The following is a 19981-nucleotide window of genomic DNA, read 5'->3' as shown; positions in this document are numbered from 1 at the left end:
GGTATGACTCAACAAATAGTATGCATTGTTTGTCGATATGGATAAAAAAACCCCGCTATTCGCGGGGCAATCGAGAGATTATTCTCAGCAATTAAATGGCTTTCAGATAAAAGCCGAATACAACATTCCACTCAGGTGCCTATCAGGGATAGCGGCAGCCCGGTTTGAAGCAGTGCAAACCGCTTCTATATCGATACTGCGCAAAGCGAAAAACAGATACAGAAACGACCTAACGCCACACCTTTCCCCTACTCTGTTTTTGTATTTTGTACTCACGTTAGCAGACCAAGCAAGTGGGAAAAAAATCGGCCTCTTACTGAGGCCGATTTGCAGAGAACCCTTTGGTTTCAGATAACCAGCGGCATTTCTCTTATGGCAGTTTTACTGCGGACAGATCTTCGCTTGCTGGGATTTTCTTCATTTCACCAGCCACAATCTCTGCCAATGGACCCAAGATAACCTGCAGGTTATTTGAACCCAGTTTGACAACTCCCATCGCACCCAGTGCTTTCAGAGTTTTCTCATCTGCCAGGCTACGATCTTTCAGAGTCAGACGCAGGCGAGTGATACACGCATCAATATTTTCCAGGTTTTCATGACCACCCAGCGCTTTCAGATACTGTTTCGCCAACTCACCCGTTTCCTGTGAACCGGTAACAGCAGACGACTCGGTATCTTCGTCTTCACGGCCCGGTGTTTTTAGGTTGAACTTCACAATCACCGCACGGAAGATAAAGTAGTACAGTGCGAAGAACACCAGACCCTGAACAATCAGCATGTACCAGTTAACCGCCAGTGGGTTACGCGTCGACAACACAAGGTCAACCAGACCGGCAGAGAAGCCAAAGCCCGCAATCCAGTGCATTGATGCCGCAATGTACACAGAGATACCCGCCAACAGTGCATGCAGAACGTACAGACCCGGAGCCAGGAACATGAACGCAAATTCCAGAGGCTCAGTCACACCAGTGAAGAAAGACGCGAAGCCCGCTGCAATCATGATAGAGGCAACTTTCTCTTTGTTCTTCGCTTTCGCAGTGTGGTACATCGCCAGTGCAGCACCAGGCAGACCAAACATCATGATTGGGAAGAAGCCCGCTTGGTACATACCCGTTACACCCGGTGTTGCTGTACCTTCCGCGATTGACTTAGCGCCACCCAGGAAGTTAGGAATGTCGTTGATACCCGCTACGTCGAACCAGAATACAGAGTTCAGCGCGTGGTGCAGACCAACAGGAATCAGCAGACGGTTAAAGAAGGCATAGATACCAGCACCCACTTCACCCAGACTCTGGATACCTTCACCGAACGATACCAGACCGCCATAAATTGCAGGCCAGATGTACATCAGGATAAAGGCAATGAAAATCCCTGCAAACGACGTCAGGATAGGAACCAAACGCTTACCAGAGAAGAAGGCCAGAGCTTTGTGAAGCTCAACATGGGAGAAGCGATTGTAAATTTCAGCCGATACAATACCAACCAGAATACCAACGAACTGGTTGTTAATCTTGTTAAACGCAGCCGGTACTGAGCTTGGGTCGATACCTTGGATTTGTGCAACAGCCCCCGGAGACAACAGCGTGGTTACCACCAGGAAGCCAACGAAGCCAGACAGTGCCGCCGCACCATCCTTATCTTTAGACATACCGTATGCGACACCAACCGCAAACAGTACCGACATATTATCAATGATGGCGGAACCGGCTTTAATCAGAAAAGCTGCCAGAGCGCTGTTCGCCCCCCAGCCATTCGGGTCAATCCAGTAACCAACACCCATCAGGATTGCAGCAGCAGGCAGCGTGGCGACTGGCACCATTAACGCTTTACCTACTTTTTGAAAGTATCCAAGAATATTCACCCTCAGTTCCCCCTATGGTTTTCTCAGATGCGATATGAATAACTTATTTTAGTTATCCGATTAAGTAATATGCAGTGTAAGAAATTAATTTCGCCCCGCAAATTAAAACCTCTTCAATTGTGATCATAATCACCTGCAAACCCAATCAAACAGCGATTTTGCTAGCTCGATCATAAAACTTATTTTATTATCCAAAACAAACCCCGAATCGCGCTAGAATTGACCCATAATCGAAACTTGGAATGAGGTGTCGCCGTGAGACTAATCCCACTGAACAATGCTAAAGATGTAGGTCTGTGGTCTGCTCGCTATATTGCTGATCGTATTAATAAATTTAAGCCTACCGCAGAACGTCCTTTCGTTCTTGGACTGCCTACCGGCGGTACGCCACTGGCTACATATAAGCGCTTAATTGAGCTTTATGAAGCAGGAGAAGTAAGTTTTAAACATGTTGTAACATTCAACATGGACGAGTACATCGGTATCCCGTCGGATCACCCGGAATCTTACCGTAGCTTCATGTACAACAACTTCTTCAATCACATTGATATTCAAGAAGAAAATATCAATCTCCTGAACGGCAACACTGGCGATCACGACGCAGAATGCCAACGTTATGAAGCAAAAATTAAGTCTTACGGCAAAATCAACCTGTTCATGGGTGGCGTAGGCAACGACGGTCATATCGCATTTAACGAACCAGCCTCATCGCTGGCTTCACGCACGCGCATTAAAACCCTGACCGAAGATACTCGTATTGCCAACTCCCGCTTCTTTGACGGCGATATCAGCCAGGTGCCGAAATACGCACTAACCATCGGTGTCGGGACGCTGCTGGATAGCGAAGAGATCATGATCCTGGTAACCGGCCACGGTAAAGCACAGGCTCTTGAGGCCGCTGTCGAAGGTTCAGTTAACCATCTGTGGACAGTATCAGCCCTTCAGATTCATCCTAAGTCACTGATTGTCTGCGATGAACCTGCCACGCAGGAACTGAAAGTGAAGACTGTGAAGTACTTCAAAGAGCTTGAAGCAGAAAACATCAAACATCTGTAATTGAAGGAGTTATTCATGTACGCGCTGACCAACTGCCGCATTTTTACCGGGAGCGATGTGCTGAATAACCACGCCGTCATCATTGACGGCGTGAACATTCACGCTGTTTGCCCTGAGTCTGACCTACCTGCCGGAATAGCAACCTACGATCTGGAGGGGGCTAACCTCACACCGGGTTTTATTGATTTACAACTGAATGGTTGCGGTGGCGTCATGTTCAATGACGAAATTAACGCCGACACCATTCATACCATGCATCGCGCCAACCTCAAGTCGGGCTGCACCAGCTTTCTGCCCACTCTGATCACCTCTTCAGATGAAGACATGAAAGCGGCTATCCAGGCAGCTCGTGAATACCAGAGTAAATACCAGAATCACTCTCTGGGCCTGCACCTTGAGGGACCATACCTTAACGTGATGAAAAAAGGGATCCACTCTGTTGACCATATTCGTCGTTCTGATGATTCGATGATTCACGCGATTTGCGAGAATGCTGATGTGGTCACCAAAGTGACCCTGGCACCGGAGCTAAACGCCCACAGCCATATTGAACAGTTGGTTGAGGCTGGCATTATCGTCTCGGCAGGCCATACCAATGCAACGTATGTGGAAGCCCGTAAAGGCTTTGCGGCCGGTATCAGCTTCGCTACCCACCTGTTCAACGCCATGACCCCAATTGCCGGACGTGAACCCGGTATGGTTGGTGCCATTTATGATACCCCTGAGGTATATACCGGTATCATCGCCGACGGTTTCCATGTGGACTACGCCAACATCCGAATGGCGCATCGCATGAAAGGTGACAAACTTGTTTTGGTCACCGATGCAACTGCACCCGCAGGAGCAGACATTGATCACTTTATTTTTGTCGGTAAGAAAGTATATTACCGAGATGGTAAGTGTGTTGATGAAAACGGCACACTGGGTGGTTCGGCACTCACTATGATTGAAGCAGTTCAAAACAGTGTCGAGCATGCAGGTATCGCCCTGGACGAAGCGATTCGTATGGCTACCTTGTATCCTGCTCGCGCAATTGGCGTTGACAAGAAACTGGGGGCCATCAAAAAAGGCATGGTTGCTAACCTGACTATTTTTGATCGTGACTACCGTGTCCGGGCGACTGTTGTTAACGGCGAATACGAGCAGAACTAAACTATGACAGGCGGACAAATTGGTAATGTAGATCTGGTAAAGCAGCTAAATAGTGCAGCTGTTTACCGGCTCATTGACTTGCAGGGCCCTATTTCACGAATCCAGGTTGCTGACGTCAGCCAGCTAGCCCCGGCAAGTGTTACTAAGATCACCCGCCAACTGCTGGAGCGCGGCCTGATTAAAGAGGTCGCGCAGCAGGCATCTACCGGCGGTCGGAGAGCTATCTCCCTGACAACGGAATCAACCCCTTTTCACTCAATTGCGATCCGTCTGGGCCGCAATTACATCGAACTGACGCTGTACGATCTGAGCGGTAAATTCATTGCCGGTACCGGCCATGCATTTCATTACACCAGTCAGCAAGCACTGATTGACGGCCTGCTTGACCATATCCGGCAGTTTATCGCTGATAACCAGAGCATCATGCGCGAACTGGTAGCATTCGGTATCACGTTACCGGGATTGATTGACCCGGAGACCGGTGTGGTGGATTACATGCCGCACATCGAGGTTGATAACCTGCCACTGGCAGACATCATTACCGACAAATATGGCGTAGCCTGCTTTGTCGGTAACGACATCCGTGGCTTGGCACTGGCCGAGCACTACTTTGGTGCCAGCCGTGACTGCCATGATTCAATTCTGGTCAGTGTTCACCACGGTACCGGTTCAGGCATCATTGTTAACGGCCAGGTATTCCTGGGATATAACCGCAATGTGGGCGAAATCGGCCACATCCAGATTGATCCATTGGGCGACAAATGCCAGTGCGGTAATTTTGGCTGTCTTGAGACCGTTGCCTCTGAACCGGCGATCATCAAGCACGTTCAAGCTCTGCTGGCTCAGGGCTACCCAAGCAGTTTACAGGAGCTGGAAGAGGTCACGATGCCCGCTATCTGCGAAGCGGCAAACAAAGGGGATGAACTGGCTACTCAGGCACTGATTAAAGTCGGTAACCATTTGGGTAAAGCACTGGCGATGACGATTAACCTGTTCAACCCACAGAAAATTGTCATTTCCGGCAACATTGTACAGGCGAAAAACATTGTGTTCCCGGCGATTCGTCGCTGCATTGAGACCCAGTCGCTGTCGACCTTCCACAAAGATTTGCCAATCGTCGAATCAGAGCTGTATACCCAGCCGACAATTGGTGCATTTTCAATGATTAAGCGTGCCATGCTAAACGGTGTATTGCTGCAGAAATTGCTGGAAGAATAACCAAACAGCTAGCCGATTCAGCGGGTAGACAGCTCGCTAAGTTATTCATATTGTAACAATTACAAGGAGCATGTTCCTATTCGGAGCATGCTCCTTGTGTTATATTTCTGCGCAAAATGTGTCCCCCGTCAGACGGGGCATCGTCTTCTAACCATAAGAAATTTCAGTCAAGCCATGGAACTTGTATATATCATTGCTGCCTTTTTGGCAGGTTACATTGCCCTCAGGTGCAAATTGCCTCCGCTTGTGGGCTTTCTTGTCGCCGGGTTCGCGTTAAACATCTCAGGCTATGAATCCACCGCCACCCTCTCCTCACTGGCAGATCTGGGTGTCACATTACTGCTGTTTACCATTGGCCTGAAACTCGACGTCAAAACCCTGCTGGCAAAAGAGATCTGGGGCGGTGCAACCCTGCATAACCTGCTGACAACCGGCCTGTTTACCCTGGCTCTACTGGCGCTCAAGCAGCTCGGTATTGGTATTATGGCTGACCTGGATATCACGCAACTGGCTCTGCTGGGTTTTGCATTGTCCTTCTCCAGTACCGTTTTTGCCATTAAAGCGCTGCAGGAAAAAGGCGAGCTGAATGCCACCTACGGTACCTTGTCGATCGGTATTCTGGTGATGCAGGATATCTTTGCGGTCATTTTCCTGACTATTTCGACCGGAAAAGTCCCGGACATTACCGCCCTGGCGCTGTTCGCACTACCGCTGTTGCGCCCTTCCCTGTTTAAAATTCTGGATCGTGCCGGCCACGGTGAGATGCTGGTTCTGTACGGCGTATTCCTGGCGCTGGTTGCCGGAGCAGGATTGTTTGAAGCCGTCGGGATGAAACCGGATCTGGGGGCATTGATCATGGGTATGCTGCTGGCCGCCCACCCGAAAGCATCAGAAATGTCGAAGTCACTGTTTAACTTCAAAGAGCTGCTGCTGGTCTGTTTCTTCCTCAATATCGGTCTTTCGGAAACCCCGACCATTGATGGCCTGCTGATGGCACTGCTGCTGATCGCCCTGTTGCCACTTAAAGGGATCCTGTACTACGTCATTTTCAATATGTTCCGCTACCGTGTCCGCACTTCGCTACTCGGTACCCTGACGCTGTTTAACTACAGTGAATTCGGTCTGATTGTGGGTGGACTGGCATACAGCATGGGCCTCCTGCCTGGCAGCTTCCTGGTCGCCATTGCCATTGCAGTATCGATGTCATTCCTGATCGCCGCCCCACTCAACAGCCTTGGCCACCGTCTGTACAAAGATGCCGCCAAATGGCTTAAAGAATTTGAACCGGAAAAACTTAACGCCAGCGATCGCCTGATAGACCTCGGTGAGAAGCAGATTCTTATTCTAGGGATGGGCCGTATCGGTACCGGTGCCTATGATGAGCTGGTTGCTCGTTACGGGGATCAGGTGATTGGCGTCGAAACCCGTGAAGAATCCGTGGCCCAGCATCGAGAAGAAGGCCGTCATGTCATTCACGGCGATGCAACTGACCCGGACTTCTGGGCCAGGGTCATCTCCAAACGCAACACCAAGCTGATCCTGCTGGCAATGCCACACAGCCAGGCCAATAACTTTGCGCTGGAGCAGATTCGCGAACGTGACTATCAGGGGCAAATTGCCGCCATCGCAAAATACAATGATGATGAAGCCGAACTGAAAGAGTTGGGTGTCGATGCCGCCTTCAATATCTACAACGAAGCCGGTAGTGGCTTTGCTCGCCACGTCGTTGAGCATTTGTCGCCACAAATTAAGTCAAAGCTTTAATCCTCCTTTCCCCCTCCAACGGCAGCTCAGGCTGCCGTTTGTTTTTTCGTACGAAATATCGCCTCAATATAGAAAATATTCTGTATTTTTTGTTTTTATTAAAAAATATTCACCATAGGTGCTTTTTGTTTATTGAATTGGAGTTAGAGGTTGCATTTCATTATCGAATACGCAATTTTAAAAACCAACAGGGAAACGACAAGTATGTAGTCAGGATCTGCCTGACAGATTAGTCAGCCGGCTACATCTCGATTCCAACAGTTACATGGATAGCAATCAGCCATTAGATTTGGGGTAGGAAGTATGTGTTCAGTATTCGGGATTCTAGACATTAAAAGTGATGCAACCGCGCTGCGTCAAACGGCACTCGAAATGTCAAAAAAAATGCGCCACCGTGGCCCGGACTGGTCCGGTATTTATTCATCAGACCGTGCGATTCTGGTGCACGAGCGTCTGGCCATTGTTGACCTGAACAGCGGCGAGCAGCCTCTCTACAACGCCGACAAAACTCATGCCCTGGCTGTTAACGGCGAAATTTACAACCACAAAGAACTTCGCGCAGAGTTTGCCCCTGATTACCCGTTCCAGACTGAATCTGATTGTGAAATCATTCTGGCACTGTACAAAGAGAAAGGGCCGGAACTGCTGGACTACCTGAACGGTATTTTTGGCTTCATCCTGTACGATGAGCAGGAAGACGCATACCTGATTGGCCGTGACCACATCGGTATCATCCCGCTGTACCAAGGTTATGATGAGCACGGAAACTACTACGTAGCCTCTGAAATGAAAGCGCTGGTACCGGTTTGTAAAACCATCAGCGAGTTCCCTCCAGGCCATTACCTGTGGAGCAAAAAAGGTGAACCGGTTCGCTACTACAAGCGTGACTGGATGGAGTTCGACAGTGTTGCCGAAAACGTTACTGACAAAGTCGCTCTGACCAACGCGCTGGAAGGTGCCGTAAAACGCCAGCTGATGACCGACGTACCATACGGTGTATTGCTGTCCGGTGGCCTGGATTCTTCCGTGATTTCCGCAATCACCAAAAAGTTTGCGGCTCGCCGAATTGAAGATGATGAGCAATCTGAAGCCTGGTGGCCAACCCTGCACTCATTTGCGATTGGCCTGGAAGGTGCACCGGATCTGAAAGCCGCGAAAAAGGTTGCCGACCACATCGGTACGGTTCACCACGAACTGACCTACACCATTCAGGAAGGTCTGGATGCGATTCGCGACGTGATTTACCACATCGAAACCTATGATGTGACCACTATCCGTGCATCAACCCCGATGTACCTGATGTCACGTAAGATCCGTGCAATGGGTATCAAGATGGTTCTGTCTGGCGAAGGCGCAGATGAAGTATTCGGTGGTTACCTGTACTTCCACAAAGCACCAAACGCCAAAGAGTTCCACGAAGAAACCGTACGCAAGCTGCTGGCTCTGAACATGTTTGACTGTGCTCGTGCGAACAAATCAATGGCGGCATGGGGTATTGAAGCTCGTGTTCCGTTCCTGGATAAAGAGTTCCTGGAAGTGGCCATGCGTATCAACCCACAGGACAAAATGTGTGGCAACGGTAAAATGGAAAAACACATTCTTCGTGAATGCTTTGGCCACTACCTGCCGGAATCTGTGGCCTGGCGCCAGAAAGAGCAGTTCTCTGACGGTGTAGGTTACAACTGGATTGACACGCTAAAAGAAGTGGCTGAAGCAAAAGTCACGGCACAGCAGCTGGAAACTGCGAAATTCCGCTTCCCGTACAACACGCCGACCACCAAAGAAGCGTACGTGTACCGCGAAATCTTCGAAGAGCTGTTCCCACTGGAAGACGCAGCGAAATGTGTACCTGGTGGTCCATCAATTGCCTGCTCAAGTGCTAAAGCGATTGAATGGGATGAGAGCTTTAAAAACAGTGCCGATCCATCTGGCCGTGCAGTAGCCGCCGTACACAACGAGGCATACCAGAAAGCGTCGGTATAAATGTATTCATCAACACCTGTACGTTTCTGACTCAGCACGTTTTTGACTAAGAACAACGTTACATTCGGACACATGCAGCGTCGGGGCTGGCAATACCAAACCAGCCCCATAACCATAAAAAAAGCGAGAGCCTTGGCTCTCGCTTTTTGTTTGTTCGCTGATTGAAATGTCATCAAGCCATAGTTCAGTAGCTTGTGACAAGTACTCCATCAGAAGTAGAAACGGGTACCGAAGATGAAACGGGTAAAGCTGTCTTCCAGACCATCTTTGGTGACACTGATATCATCAGTTGAGATGTTGTAGTTCACTTCGGCACTCAGCGCGACATGCGGGTTGATGAAATACTTGATACCACCGGCAATCTTAATGTTCAGCGCCGTCACATCTTCAAAGTCAAATTCAAAATCCCCGTTATCCCCTGACAAGTTCGCCACCTGTGCGGCAGCCCCCAGGTAAGGCACCCAATTCGACTGGTTCGTAAAGTTATACTCCGTAAAACCACCAAACTGGAAGGTCTGAGTGCTGTCACTCATATTGATATCCAGTACCGCACCAATCTCCCAGTCTTCCCGGATAAAATAACCATAAGATGTATTTAGGATGAACAGGTAATCATCAACGTAGTCAAGATCCAGACTACCTTGTAAAGCCAGTTCCTGCGTCCCTTGCGGTAAAGAAACCTGAGCCCATACAGACGGCGCGCTGAGCGCTCCCATCACAGCCAATGCCACTGCATATTTTTTCATTTTTATCCCACTCCTTGTTGAGGTAACTCAAACTAAGACTAGGAGCCGGTCATAAAATATGCCAAAAAATTTGTGTAAAGTTTGTCCTAAACAGAATAAAAAAGGCCAACTTACGTTGGCCTTTGTATTCTCTATGGGAATTACCGTTCCCAGTAAGCTTCCTCGAGGCTGTCCTCTCGTTCTGGCAGGCCACGAGACAAACGCGGCGAATGCTGTGCCAGTACTTCATAACTGACTCGGTTTGAGTACAGACAAATTTGCGAGAAAGACGAGTACGTCAGGTAAGTGTACTGGTGCTTACTAGATTTCGGCACATTTTCGCGATGGTAGCGGTTTGCTGACATGTCGTGCAGCAAGGCTGACAACGCACCATCACCCGCACCGTTGGTATTTTTGATACGCTCCGGGCCACCCATGTAAGGCGCGATGTGAGAGTATACCTTAATGGCATCCTGGCAGTCGGCTTTCAGCATCGGGCGGCTGAATTCGTAGCGATTGAACTCAGGAATTTCCCCCGGTAGCAGCGGCAGGCTGGTTTCACGCTTCGCTGCGTTTTCTGTATAACCCGCCATGTACAGGCCCACAGGCCCCGCGGTACACAGCACCAGGTCAACCCATTCCAGGGTTTTTTCAGACGCCATCAGCGGATCGGTTTCCCCGGTCAGCGCTTCAGCTTCGTCTTCATTCATAGCAACCACAGTCACGTGTTCACGCAGGAAATCACGCCACCACTGCGGGTCATCAGCAATCACAAACTTGGTACCCAGCGTCAGTACCACAGGAACATCATACTTTTTCGCGTATTCGATGGCCTGCATCGTTGCAGCTGGCATTGGGTCACCTTCTTTACAACGCACCAGATACGCCGTCAGTACCAGCGCTGATGCATCTTCAAAGACGTGTTCCGGGATGCTGTCCGGACGCAGTTGGTTCATGCGGCCTTCGTTGATAGCAAACGTACGTTCGCCATCGCTGGTAATGAGCGCAAAACAACGGCCAATCGGACCTTCAACCGGTTGCAGGTAGTTCATGTCCATACGGCTGGATGTGTTGCAAAGATAGCGGTAAGCGTAGCTACCGATTTCAATGTCTTTACTCATCACACCCAACAACAGAGATTTGTCATCTGCCAGCACTGAGTAGTTGTGCAGCGTGTTACCAATGGTACCGCCGGCAAACTCGTGCGTGATCAGCTCTTTCTCTTTCAGTTCACGGTACAGGGCTTCCGCCTTTTCATCCGTGATCACCAGTGAGTGACCTTTACTCAGCTCATAGCGCTCCAGGAATTCATCATCAACACAGGCTTCAATATCCACCAGCGTCTGATCAATACCGATGATGTGAGTACGAGCGAGTCGCTTTTCTTGTTTTGACTGACTTAGAAGAGGATCACGTGCGTGTACTGGAAAGTAATGCTTGGACTTTCGTTGGCCTGGAAATTTCATGTCGATGAGCTGTCTGTAGAGAAATTTTGCGAATTCTATCACAGAATATAGAACAAGAAAGAAAAAGCTCTCGAACAAATCGAGAGCTAGTTAACGGAATGAGAATTTCCAGGACGCCGTATTTCAGCTTGTCAGCACTGGCCTACCAGCCTTGGGTGTGCTGTTTTACCAGTGCCTGCATCATTGCAATATGCTCAGGCTGGTCGTTCAGACAAGGGATCAGATTGAACGTCTCCCCGCCAGCTTCAAGGAAAACTTCCTTACAACCCACAGCGATCTCTTCCAGGGTCTCCAGGCAGTCCACCGAAAACGCCGGACACATAACATCCAGCCGTTTAACGCCTTTCTCAGCCAGAGAACGAATCGTCCCTTCCGTATATGGTTGCAGCCACTTTTCCCGGCCAAAAATGGACTGATAGCTCATGCTCATTTTTTCCCGCGCCATCCCCAGCTTCTCCGCCAGCAACGCCGTGGTGCCATTGCAGTGTTCCGGATACGGATCGCCATTGTCAGCATACCGCTTCGGGATGCCGTGGTATGAACACAGCAAATAATCCGGCTCACCATGTTCTGCCCAGAACTGTGTGGCGGAATCAGCCAGCGCTGAAATATAGTCCGGGTGATCGAAGTAGTGATTGATAAAACGCAGCTCCGGCAAATACGGACGCTGCCTCAACCCCTTCGCCACTTTATCAAATACCGCCGCGGTGGTTGTGCGCGAGTACTGCGGATAGAGCGGTAACACCACCACTCGCTGACACCCCTGAGCCTGTAAAGCGGCCAGACCGTCCTCAATGCTCGGCTTGCCATAGGTCATCCCCAGCTCGACAGGCACGTCCAGCGCTTCAGCCAATTTTTGCTGCTGGCGACGCGAATACACCATCAGCGGCGAGCCCTCTTCCATCCAGACGCTCTGGTACAACTTGGCAACTTTAGGGGACCGGATTGGCAGGATGACCCCGTGCAGAATCGGGCACCATAACCAACGGCTCATATCAACGACACGCTGATCGTGCAGGAATTCAGACAGGAAATGCTTAACACCTGCCGATGTCGCACTTTCCGGCGTACCCAGGTTAACCAGGAGAACACCGTAGGAAGGCGTATGTTCAATGTGGTCTGTGCTTTGTTCGCTCATAATGTCCTTCGTACTTCACGCAGCCAAATAATTGAAGTGAAACGTTTGTCACTTTAACAGTTTTTAATTCAGCTGGTTATACCGAACTTAACAATAATACGATCACTGGCGATTTCCTCACCAACTATTCAAGCATATAAAATCAGGCATAAAAAAGGGCCAGCCTGACAGGCTGACCCGATTCAAAGTGGTTTAGCTACCCGGCAGAATTACGCCAGTGCTTTCTCCAGCTCTGCACTTACTTCTGTTACAGGCTTAGTACCATCGAATTTCAGGTACTTAGTGTTGCCTGCTTCAGCTTCTTTGGTGTAGTAAGCGATCAGTGGAGCAGTTTGCTCATGGTATACACCCAGACGAGCACGTACTGTTTCTTCTTTGTCGTCATCACGTACAACCAGGTCTTCGCCAGTTACGTCGTCTTTACCTTCAACCTTTGGCGGGTTGTATACAACGTGGTAAGTACGGCCAGAAGCCAGGTGAGCACGACGACCCGCCATACGCTCAACAATTACTGCGTCTGGCACGTCAAATTCGATCACGTAGTCAACGTCAACGCCGATTTCTTTCAGACCGTCAGCCTGAGGAATCGTACGAGGGAAACCGTCCAGCAGGAAGCCTTTTGCACAGTCGTCTTCAGCAATACGCTCTTTAACCAGACCTAGGATAATGTCGTCAGACACTAGTTGACCAGCATCAATAACGGCTTTCGCTTGCTGACCCAGCTCAGTCCCTGCCTTGATTGCTGCACGTAGCATGTCACCGGTTGAAATTTGTGGAATACCAAACTTCTCTTTGATGAATTGTGCCTGAGTACCTTTACCTGCACCTGGAGCGCCCAGAAGAATGATGCGCATCTTGATCCCCTTAGATTTGAATGGAGTTTTCAAAAAAATGAAAAATACACTGATTAGCCCTTAGTCGCAAGCCCGGCTGCCCTGCCTGACTGCTATTACATACTGTCTCAGCATACAATTTGACATAGATAGGGGGGATTAGACCTTAGTCACATCCCCCCGCCTGTTTATTGATTTAACTGGCTGATTAAATTTCTTTATACCAGCAGCTGGTTCACTGCTGACAGGAACTTGGATGGATCATCCATGGTACCTTTTTCAGCCAGCATCGCCTGTCCCAGCAGCATCTCGACCCAGCGACCGAACACTTCCTCGTCGGCTTCGTCAGCCATCTTGCGGACGACCGCGTGCTCCGGGTTCAGCTCAAAAATGTATTTTACTTCAGGAGCAGAATGACCCGCTGCAGCCAGCAGTTTCGCCATCTGTGTTCCCATTTCATTTTCGCCGGTCACAACAACCGCTGGCGTGTCTTTCAGTTTGAAGGTAGTACGCACATCCTGAACGCGATCGCCCAGGTAGGTTTTCGTGCGCTCAACCACTGACTGGAAGGCTTCCTCTGTTTCTTTACGCTTCTCTTTTTCTTCCTCGTCATCAAACTTGGACAGATCCAAATCCGCTTTGGTAATCGCCTGGAAGGCTTTGCCTTCAAACTCCGGCAGGTGACCCATCAGCCACTCATCGATGCGATCAAACATCAGCAATACTTCCAGACCTTTAGCACGGAACTGCTCAAGGTGCGGGCTGTTCTTAGCTGCCGTGAAGCTGTCGGCAGTCAGGTAGTAAATCTTGTCCTGACCTTCTTTCATGCGGCCGATGTAGTCTTCCAGCGATACCGTCTGCTCTTGGGTTTCCGCATGGGTAGAGCTAAAGCGCAGCAGTTTGGCAATTTTGTCACGGTTAGCGAAGTCCTCAACCGGGCCTTCTTTCAGCACCATGCCGAACTCATTCCACAATGTCTGGTACTTCTCGGCATCATTGTTTGCCAGACGCTCCATCATGGTCAGGGCACGTTTGGTACAAGCTTTGCGCAGCGACTGCGTGACTTTGTTGTCCTGCAGAATTTCACGTGACACGTTCAGCGGCAGATCGTTAGAATCGATCAGACCACGCATGAAGCGCAGGTACGACGGCATGAACTGCTCGGCGTCGTCCATAATAAACACGCGCTGCACATACAGCTTCAGGCCATGCTTGGCATCACGGTTGTACATGTCCCACGGGGCTTTTGACGGGATATACAGCAAGCTGGTGTAGTCCTGCTTACCTTCTACGCGGTTGTGGCTCCAGGTCAGCGGCTCCGCAAAGTCATGGGATACGTGTTTGTAGAACTCTTGGTATTCTTCATCGCTGATATCGGCTTTGTTTCGTGTCCACAGAGCCTGAGCCTTGTTGATTTGCTCCCACTTACGGCCGGTTTCTTTGCCTTCGTCATCACGCTCAACAGTCTGGATATACACCGGAATGCCAATGTGATCCGAGTATTTACCGATGATGTCACGCAGACGGTATTCGCTCAGGAATTCTTTTTCATCGTCACGCAGGTGAAGAATAATCTCGGTGCCGCGGCTTGCCTTTTCGATGCTCTCAACGGTGTAGTCGCCTTCACCGGTCGATTCCCAGGACACCGCTTCATCGGCTGCTACACCCGCCGCACGCGTATTCACGGTTACCCGGTCGGCGACGATAAAGGCCGAGTAGAAGCCCACCCCAAACTGACCGATCAGCTGAGAATCTTTCGATTCCTCTTCGCTCAGCTTGGCAAAAAAGTCTTTTGTTCCGGATTTCGCGATCGTACCCAGGTGTTCAATCACCTCATCTCGCGTCATACCGATGCCGTTATCACTGATCGTCAGTGTTCCTGCTTCCGCATTAAACGACAATTTCACACCCAGATCCGCATCATTTTCATACAAGTCTGGTTGAGACAGTGCACGGAAACGCAGCTTATCTGCAGCATCCGACGCATTCGAAATCAACTCCCTCAGGAAGATTTCTTTGTTCGAATAGAGAGAGTGAATCATCAACTGAAGCAGCTGTTTGACTTCAGACTGAAAACCACGGGTTTCCTTATTTTTGTGGATAGTTTGTTCGCTCATTTCGACTCCGAAACTTGTATTTTGCACTTGTAACTTGCATTAAGAGGACGTGCAGACGTCGAATCTGAAACCCCGGTGACACAGCTGTTATAAAGTGAGTCACCGCTAACTTTCAGACGATTTTCGCTGTCTGGAATACCTTTTCCCACCCTGTTTTTTCATCACCGGATGGCCGTCCCAATTCACTACTCTGTATACATGTGGGCTTCTCGGCGGTTTTCAACCTAAAAGTTTGCATTTATCTCTTTGAGGTTTTTTCAGAACACTTTTTTATGTTTTTTACATTCAGGCATAATTCAGCCTTTTCATGCTATATATCTGCATGATTTAACTTTGTTAATGCTAAAAATGAATAAAATAGAAAGTAAGTTACTTATTGGGCAGCGTTTTGTTTTTGACCCATACGATAATAGTCTGGTCGACAAGCTCGAAGAGGATGAGCTCACCCGTCTTGGGACAAATGAAAGCCGGGCACTGTGCTTGTTGGTGGAAGAACCGGGTGCCATCATTACACGCACCCGATTACATAACTATGTCTGGCGCGAGCAAGGATTTGAAGTCGATGACTCAAGCCTGACCCAGGCAATTTCCACCCTGCGAAAAGCCCTGAAAGATTCCACCAAATCACCTGAATTTATCAAAACCGTGCCAAAACGCGGCTATCAGATGATTGCATCGGTGGAAACCCTGTCTGACTCGACACCACCTGTTTCTGAATCGGAGCCTGCGGAAGCAATTCTGGATGGCCTGCCAGTCGCTGAGCTTGACGACGCGGTAACCGTTTCAACGCCTTCTGCAAGCGGTCAGACTAACACGGCGGCAGGTGCCAGCCACGCTTCAGTCAGTCATCACTACATGGCACAAAACCATGCCGGTTTTGGCAGCTTAAGCCACACCAGCGCCGGGCTGAAACTGGCCAGTATCATCGCTTTATTGCTGGCTTTCGTCATGCCGCTGATCGTTACTGTGATCATGCCGCAAAAATCCTCTGCGTTTACCCAGCTGACGCAAATCGACGGTATTCCGGTACTGGTACCGCAGAACCACCCTTCGGTATCGCAATGGGAAACCATGATCAGTCAGTGCGTTGAATCTTATCTGGAATATCACCAAGGTGATCGTCGGCCGACCGAAGTCATTGCAACCGGCGGACAAAGCTCTCAGCTATGGCTGAACTATGTACACAATGACAAAATTCCCAATGAAAACGTGACTCTGCGTTTGCTGACCAGTAACAAGGACAACGCCACATTATGTCAGTAACAATTAAGCCTTCAGCTCTCAAATTCCTGGCTGCAAAATATTGGGCATTTATTCTGTTAGGCATTTCCTGCCTGTTTAGCGGTTGGCTGTACTTTTCCAGCGATTATAAGCTGGAGCAACTGCTGACCTCGCGTGAGTGGCATGCTAACTCGGTCAGCCGCATCAAGGACACCACCCTGGAAGAGCTGGGGATGCTGCGACAGGTCGAGCAGACCAGCCATGTGATTTACCTGCCAAACAATACTTACTCGCGAATCACGGTATTGAAGCTGTTCAGTGATGAAGCTACACCACTGACGCTGCATATTTCCGAGTCCGGTAACTGGGATGTCAGCGGTGGGTATTTACTTACTAAGCCATTGGAATTTAAAGATATCACATCTGGCCACAACCTGGACTTTAAACCCAAGCACCTGAGCATTGTGAAGCAGATTTTCCGGATGGATGCCGAGCAAAGTCGCCGGGTTGATATCCGCAATGACAAGTCGATTCTGCTGACCAGCCTGAGCTTTGGTTCCACGATCCTTTACTCACTGTAAGCACTGCTACTCGCCGTCAGTGGCGTCCTGAACCTGCCTCCTGAACGCTATCAGGGGGCAGAGACCAGCTTTATCTCCACATCTCACGTTCTTAACTTTCCCCCTCCGTCTTGCTGAGTCGCCATACACCTAGCGTTCGTCCCGCGACGTTGTTTTTCTGTTCGCACGGTAATTGCGTTCTGGGTTCGTGGAAAAAGAGCGTTGGGCTTGGTATCAGGACATACGCTTGGACTTGGGCTTGGATTTAGGCTTGCTTGGACTCAGGCACGGAGGGATTAACACTCAGTGCCTCAGGGGTTTTGACTCGATTCGACCAGCCAGTTTGGGAACACTGTGTGGGCAACACCTAGATTATCGGTGTTGGCTAGACGGCTATCGCTTTGTGTTATCAATACACTGGCGTTACTTGCGGCAATAAAAAAGGGAAGCGAACGCTTCCCTTGATAATGAACAAAACAGACAAATTATTAGAAGTACAGACGCATACCGATGGTGAAAGCACTGTCATCCATCATCTTCTGGCCATCAATTGCGGTTTTTTCTTCATCGTAGCTCATGTCAGCGTATTCCATGTATGAAACCACTTGGCTGGTCAGCCAGTAGTCGGCACCCACGGTGAACTGATCCAGCGTGTTGTCTTTGGTGTCGTAGTCAACATAATCATACACACCGTACAGGCCCACGCCGATTGGGAAATCGTAGCGTACCATCGCACCCACACCGGTTTGCTCATCGCCCGCAAAATCATAGTCTGAGTACATCGCTGCCAGTGACAGGCTATTCCACGCGTATGTGGCGTTCAGTGTCCATGAATCATCTTTGTCATCGCCAAAGTTCTTGTCTTTTTCCGTACGCTCAGAGCTGGTGTAGGTACCGGACAAACCCAGACCGAAATCTGATTCCCATGCTACACCCAGTGCATAGGCCTGATCGATTTCGATGATGTCACCGCTGATCACACCATCACGGTCATCATATTCCTGGCCAGTGTGGTACTGAGCCATCACAGTGAAACCGTTCTTTTCAAATTTGTACTGCACGCCGTTGGTCAGGCGATCTGTTGCTGACCAGTCGTTTTTAATGTTGGCCGTACCACCGTATTCCCAGGTGATATCGTACTGACCGGCCAGCGTATCCTGCACTGCTGACATTCGACCAATTCGGAATTCACCGAAATCACCACCGATCGCAGCAGAAGCGAATTTCGTGAATTCTTCATCATCAAAGCCGTTGCCGTCTTCAGGAATGATGTTCAGCTCTTTAAGGACATCACCGTTCACGTACAGGCCGTTTGGCATGAAGTAGGTCATGTTCAGACCCAGCTCTGTCCCTTCGCCGGTGAACGTGTCGTCAGCGCCCATGATGCCGTTATCGGTCGTCTCGTAACGAACACGCAGGTTACCGTAAATGTTTACTGAAAGGTCATCGGATTTATATACTTCCGCTGCCATTGCTGATGCACTGGCAACCACAGAACCGATCACAGCTGCTACAACTGTCTTTTTCATGTTCACTCCTAATTATTGTCTCTATCAGCCCTTCTTTGGGCGTCAGTTTTTTATTTTTCACTGCTACCTGCCGGATGAAAGCGGTACAAAAAGCACACAACTTCAGCCAGCATGTTTCCCGTAAGGTGTGTTGGCCATTAGGGAGACACGGACTATTAAACACATAGAAACAAAGGGTTATGAACAAAAACAGTCTTAAACGATATTTAAATAGTTATCCTTAGAAATTAAGGTGATATAAAAACTAAATCAGACTCTAAAAATCTCAATCAGCTAAAAACTCATCATTGAGCGCAAAGAAATACGGGCTTTTGCCGCGGAAAGATAAAAAAATACCAACGCCCGACTAAATCGAGAGTTGGTATTTTTTTGAGTTAGCTAACGCTACGTATTGCGCTGCCGTCAGATCAGCTTGTGTCGACCGGCCAGAGAATGGGATAAGGTCGTGCCATCCACCAGCTCCAGCTCACCGCCAACCGGTACACCATGAGCAATGCGGCTGGCTTCAACCTGGTACTCGCCACACAGTTCAGCGATGTAGTGAGCTGTCGCCTCCCCTTCTACGGTCGGGTTGGTTGCCAGAATCACTTCACTGATGGTTTCGGTCTGCATCCGGAATTCCAGAACATCCAGCCCGATATCCGATGGCCCGATGCCATCAAGCGGCGACAGGTGTCCCATCAGCACGAAATACCGGCCGGAAAACTGCCCGGTGGCTTCGACCGCCAGAATATCTGCCGGACTTTCCACAACACAGATTTGGCCGTTTTCCTGACGACGCGGATTTGAACAGATGGAGCACACCTCTTCTTCCGTAAACGTCCGGCAATCACGGCAGTGACCGATTTCCGTCATGGCTTTTTGCAAAGCATCCGCCAGTTGCAGGCCACCCTGACGATTTCGCTGTAACAAACTGAAGGCCATCCGCTGTGCTGACTTGGGGCCAACCCCAGGCAGACAACGTAAGGCCTCCATTAATTGCTCCAGTAATTGACTGGTACGCATTTATCAGAATGGCATCTTAAAGCCAGCTGGCAGGTTCATACCGCCAGTCACGCTTGCCATCTTCTCTTTTTGAGCTTCTTCAATACGACGTGCCGCATCATTGAACGCCGCAGCAATCAGATCTTCCAGCATGTCTTTGTCGTCTTCCATCAGGCTGTCATCCAGCTCAACACGACGCACGCTGTGGCTACCAGTCAGAGTCACTTTTACCAGGCCGGCACCGGACTCACCAGTGACTTCCATACTCGCGATCTCTTCTTGCATTTTCTGCATGCGCTCCTGCATTTGTTGCGCCTGCTTCATCATGTTAGCCATACCGCCTTTACCAAACATATGTTCTCTCTCTATGGTCT

General features: G+C 49.5%; 16 protein-coding genes. 7 read left to right on the top strand and 9 right to left on the bottom strand.

The annotated features are described in order from the left end of the window. Nucleotides 1-370 precede the first annotated feature (370 nt). A complete protein-coding gene (nagE, locus tag FH974_RS04645) occupies nucleotides 371-1861 on the bottom strand; it encodes an N-acetylglucosamine-specific PTS transporter subunit IIBC (protein WP_047887779.1) in 1491 nt (496 codons plus the stop codon). 255 nt (nucleotides 1862-2116) lie between these two features. On the opposite strand from nagE, the gene nagB reads away from it, so the two are divergent. The 5 genes from nagB (at nucleotide 2117) to asnB (ending at nucleotide 9034) form a co-directional block, all read left to right on the top strand. Beyond that, nucleotides 2117-2917 (top strand): glucosamine-6-phosphate deaminase, encoded by an 801-nt coding sequence (gene nagB / locus FH974_RS04640; protein WP_047887780.1) that lies wholly within the window; start codon nucleotides 2117-2119, stop codon nucleotides 2915-2917. Between the two features lie 15 nt (nucleotides 2918-2932). Then, complete coding sequence (gene nagA / locus FH974_RS04635) at nucleotides 2933-4069, top strand: N-acetylglucosamine-6-phosphate deacetylase (RefSeq protein WP_047887781.1); 1137 nt, start codon at nucleotides 2933-2935, stop codon at nucleotides 4067-4069. 3 nt (nucleotides 4070-4072) lie between these two features. Continuing rightward, nucleotides 4073-5287 carry a DNA-binding transcriptional regulator NagC gene (gene nagC / locus FH974_RS04630; protein ID WP_047887782.1) on the top strand — a complete coding sequence of 405 codons (1215 nt, stop codon included), beginning with the start codon at nucleotides 4073-4075 and terminating at the stop codon, nucleotides 5285-5287. A gap of 174 nt (nucleotides 5288-5461) precedes the next feature. Next, nucleotides 5462-7051, top strand: a complete 1590-nt coding sequence (locus tag FH974_RS04625) for a cation:proton antiporter family protein (RefSeq protein WP_047887783.1) — start codon at nucleotides 5462-5464, stop codon at nucleotides 7049-7051. Nucleotides 7052-7354: 303 nt separating this feature from the next. Beyond that, nucleotides 7355-9034, top strand: coding sequence for an asparagine synthase B (gene asnB, locus FH974_RS04620; protein ID WP_047887784.1), 1680 nt, complete (start codon nucleotides 7355-7357; stop codon nucleotides 9032-9034). A 209-nt stretch (nucleotides 9035-9243) separates the two neighbouring features. Here asnB and FH974_RS04615 read toward each other — a convergent pair whose 3' ends face one another. The 5 genes from FH974_RS04615 to htpG form a co-directional block, all read right to left on the bottom strand. After that, nucleotides 9244-9780, bottom strand: coding sequence for an outer membrane beta-barrel protein (locus FH974_RS04615; RefSeq protein WP_047887785.1), 537 nt, complete (start codon nucleotides 9778-9780; stop codon nucleotides 9244-9246). A gap of 140 nt (nucleotides 9781-9920) precedes the next feature. Continuing rightward, nucleotides 9921-11225, bottom strand: coding sequence for an inosine/guanosine kinase (locus FH974_RS04610; protein WP_047887786.1), 1305 nt, complete (start codon nucleotides 11223-11225; stop codon nucleotides 9921-9923). A gap of 142 nt (nucleotides 11226-11367) precedes the next feature. Then, nucleotides 11368-12363, bottom strand: coding sequence for a ferrochelatase (hemH, locus tag FH974_RS04605; protein WP_047887787.1), 996 nt, complete (start codon nucleotides 12361-12363; stop codon nucleotides 11368-11370). Nucleotides 12364-12572: 209 nt separating this feature from the next. Then, on the bottom strand, nucleotides 12573-13217 hold the full coding sequence (gene adk, locus FH974_RS04600) for an adenylate kinase (RefSeq protein WP_047887788.1): 645 nt from the start codon (nucleotides 13215-13217) through the stop codon (nucleotides 12573-12575). 197 nt (nucleotides 13218-13414) lie between these two features. Beyond that, nucleotides 13415-15313: a molecular chaperone HtpG gene (htpG, locus tag FH974_RS04595; protein ID WP_047887789.1), complete on the bottom strand. Its 1899-nt coding sequence runs from the start codon at nucleotides 15311-15313 to the stop codon at nucleotides 13415-13417. A 348-nt stretch (nucleotides 15314-15661) separates the two neighbouring features. Between htpG and FH974_RS04590 the strand changes: the two genes are divergently transcribed. Then, the gene (locus tag FH974_RS04590) at nucleotides 15662-16576 is read left to right on the top strand and encodes a winged helix-turn-helix domain-containing protein (protein ID WP_047887841.1); all 915 of its coding nucleotides are present in this window, start codon (nucleotides 15662-15664) and stop codon (nucleotides 16574-16576) included. Then, nucleotides 16567-17115 carry a regulatory protein ToxS gene (locus FH974_RS04585; protein ID WP_047887790.1) on the top strand — a complete coding sequence of 183 codons (549 nt, stop codon included), beginning with the start codon at nucleotides 16567-16569 and terminating at the stop codon, nucleotides 17113-17115. The genes FH974_RS04590 and FH974_RS04585 overlap by 10 nt, the downstream gene beginning before the upstream one ends. 467 nt (nucleotides 17116-17582) lie before the next feature. On the opposite strand, the gene FH974_RS04580 is transcribed toward FH974_RS04585, so the two are convergent. From FH974_RS04580 to FH974_RS04570, 3 genes are all read right to left on the bottom strand, one after another. Next, nucleotides 17583-18623, bottom strand: coding sequence for a porin (locus FH974_RS04580; RefSeq protein WP_047887791.1), 1041 nt, complete (start codon nucleotides 18621-18623; stop codon nucleotides 17583-17585). A gap of 402 nt (nucleotides 18624-19025) precedes the next feature. Further along, nucleotides 19026-19628: a recombination mediator RecR gene (recR, locus tag FH974_RS04575; protein WP_047887792.1), complete on the bottom strand. Its 603-nt coding sequence runs from the start codon at nucleotides 19626-19628 to the stop codon at nucleotides 19026-19028. 3 nt (nucleotides 19629-19631) lie between these two features. Beyond that, nucleotides 19632-19961, bottom strand: coding sequence for a YbaB/EbfC family nucleoid-associated protein (locus FH974_RS04570; protein WP_047887793.1), 330 nt, complete (start codon nucleotides 19959-19961; stop codon nucleotides 19632-19634). Between the last annotated feature and the right edge of the window lie 20 nt (nucleotides 19962-19981).

Source organism: Photobacterium ganghwense, from assembly GCF_017329545.1.
In the GTDB taxonomy this organism is placed as follows: Bacteria; Pseudomonadota; Gammaproteobacteria; order Enterobacterales; family Vibrionaceae; genus Photobacterium; species Photobacterium ganghwense.
This window is presented reverse-complemented; position numbering and strand designations above follow the sequence as displayed.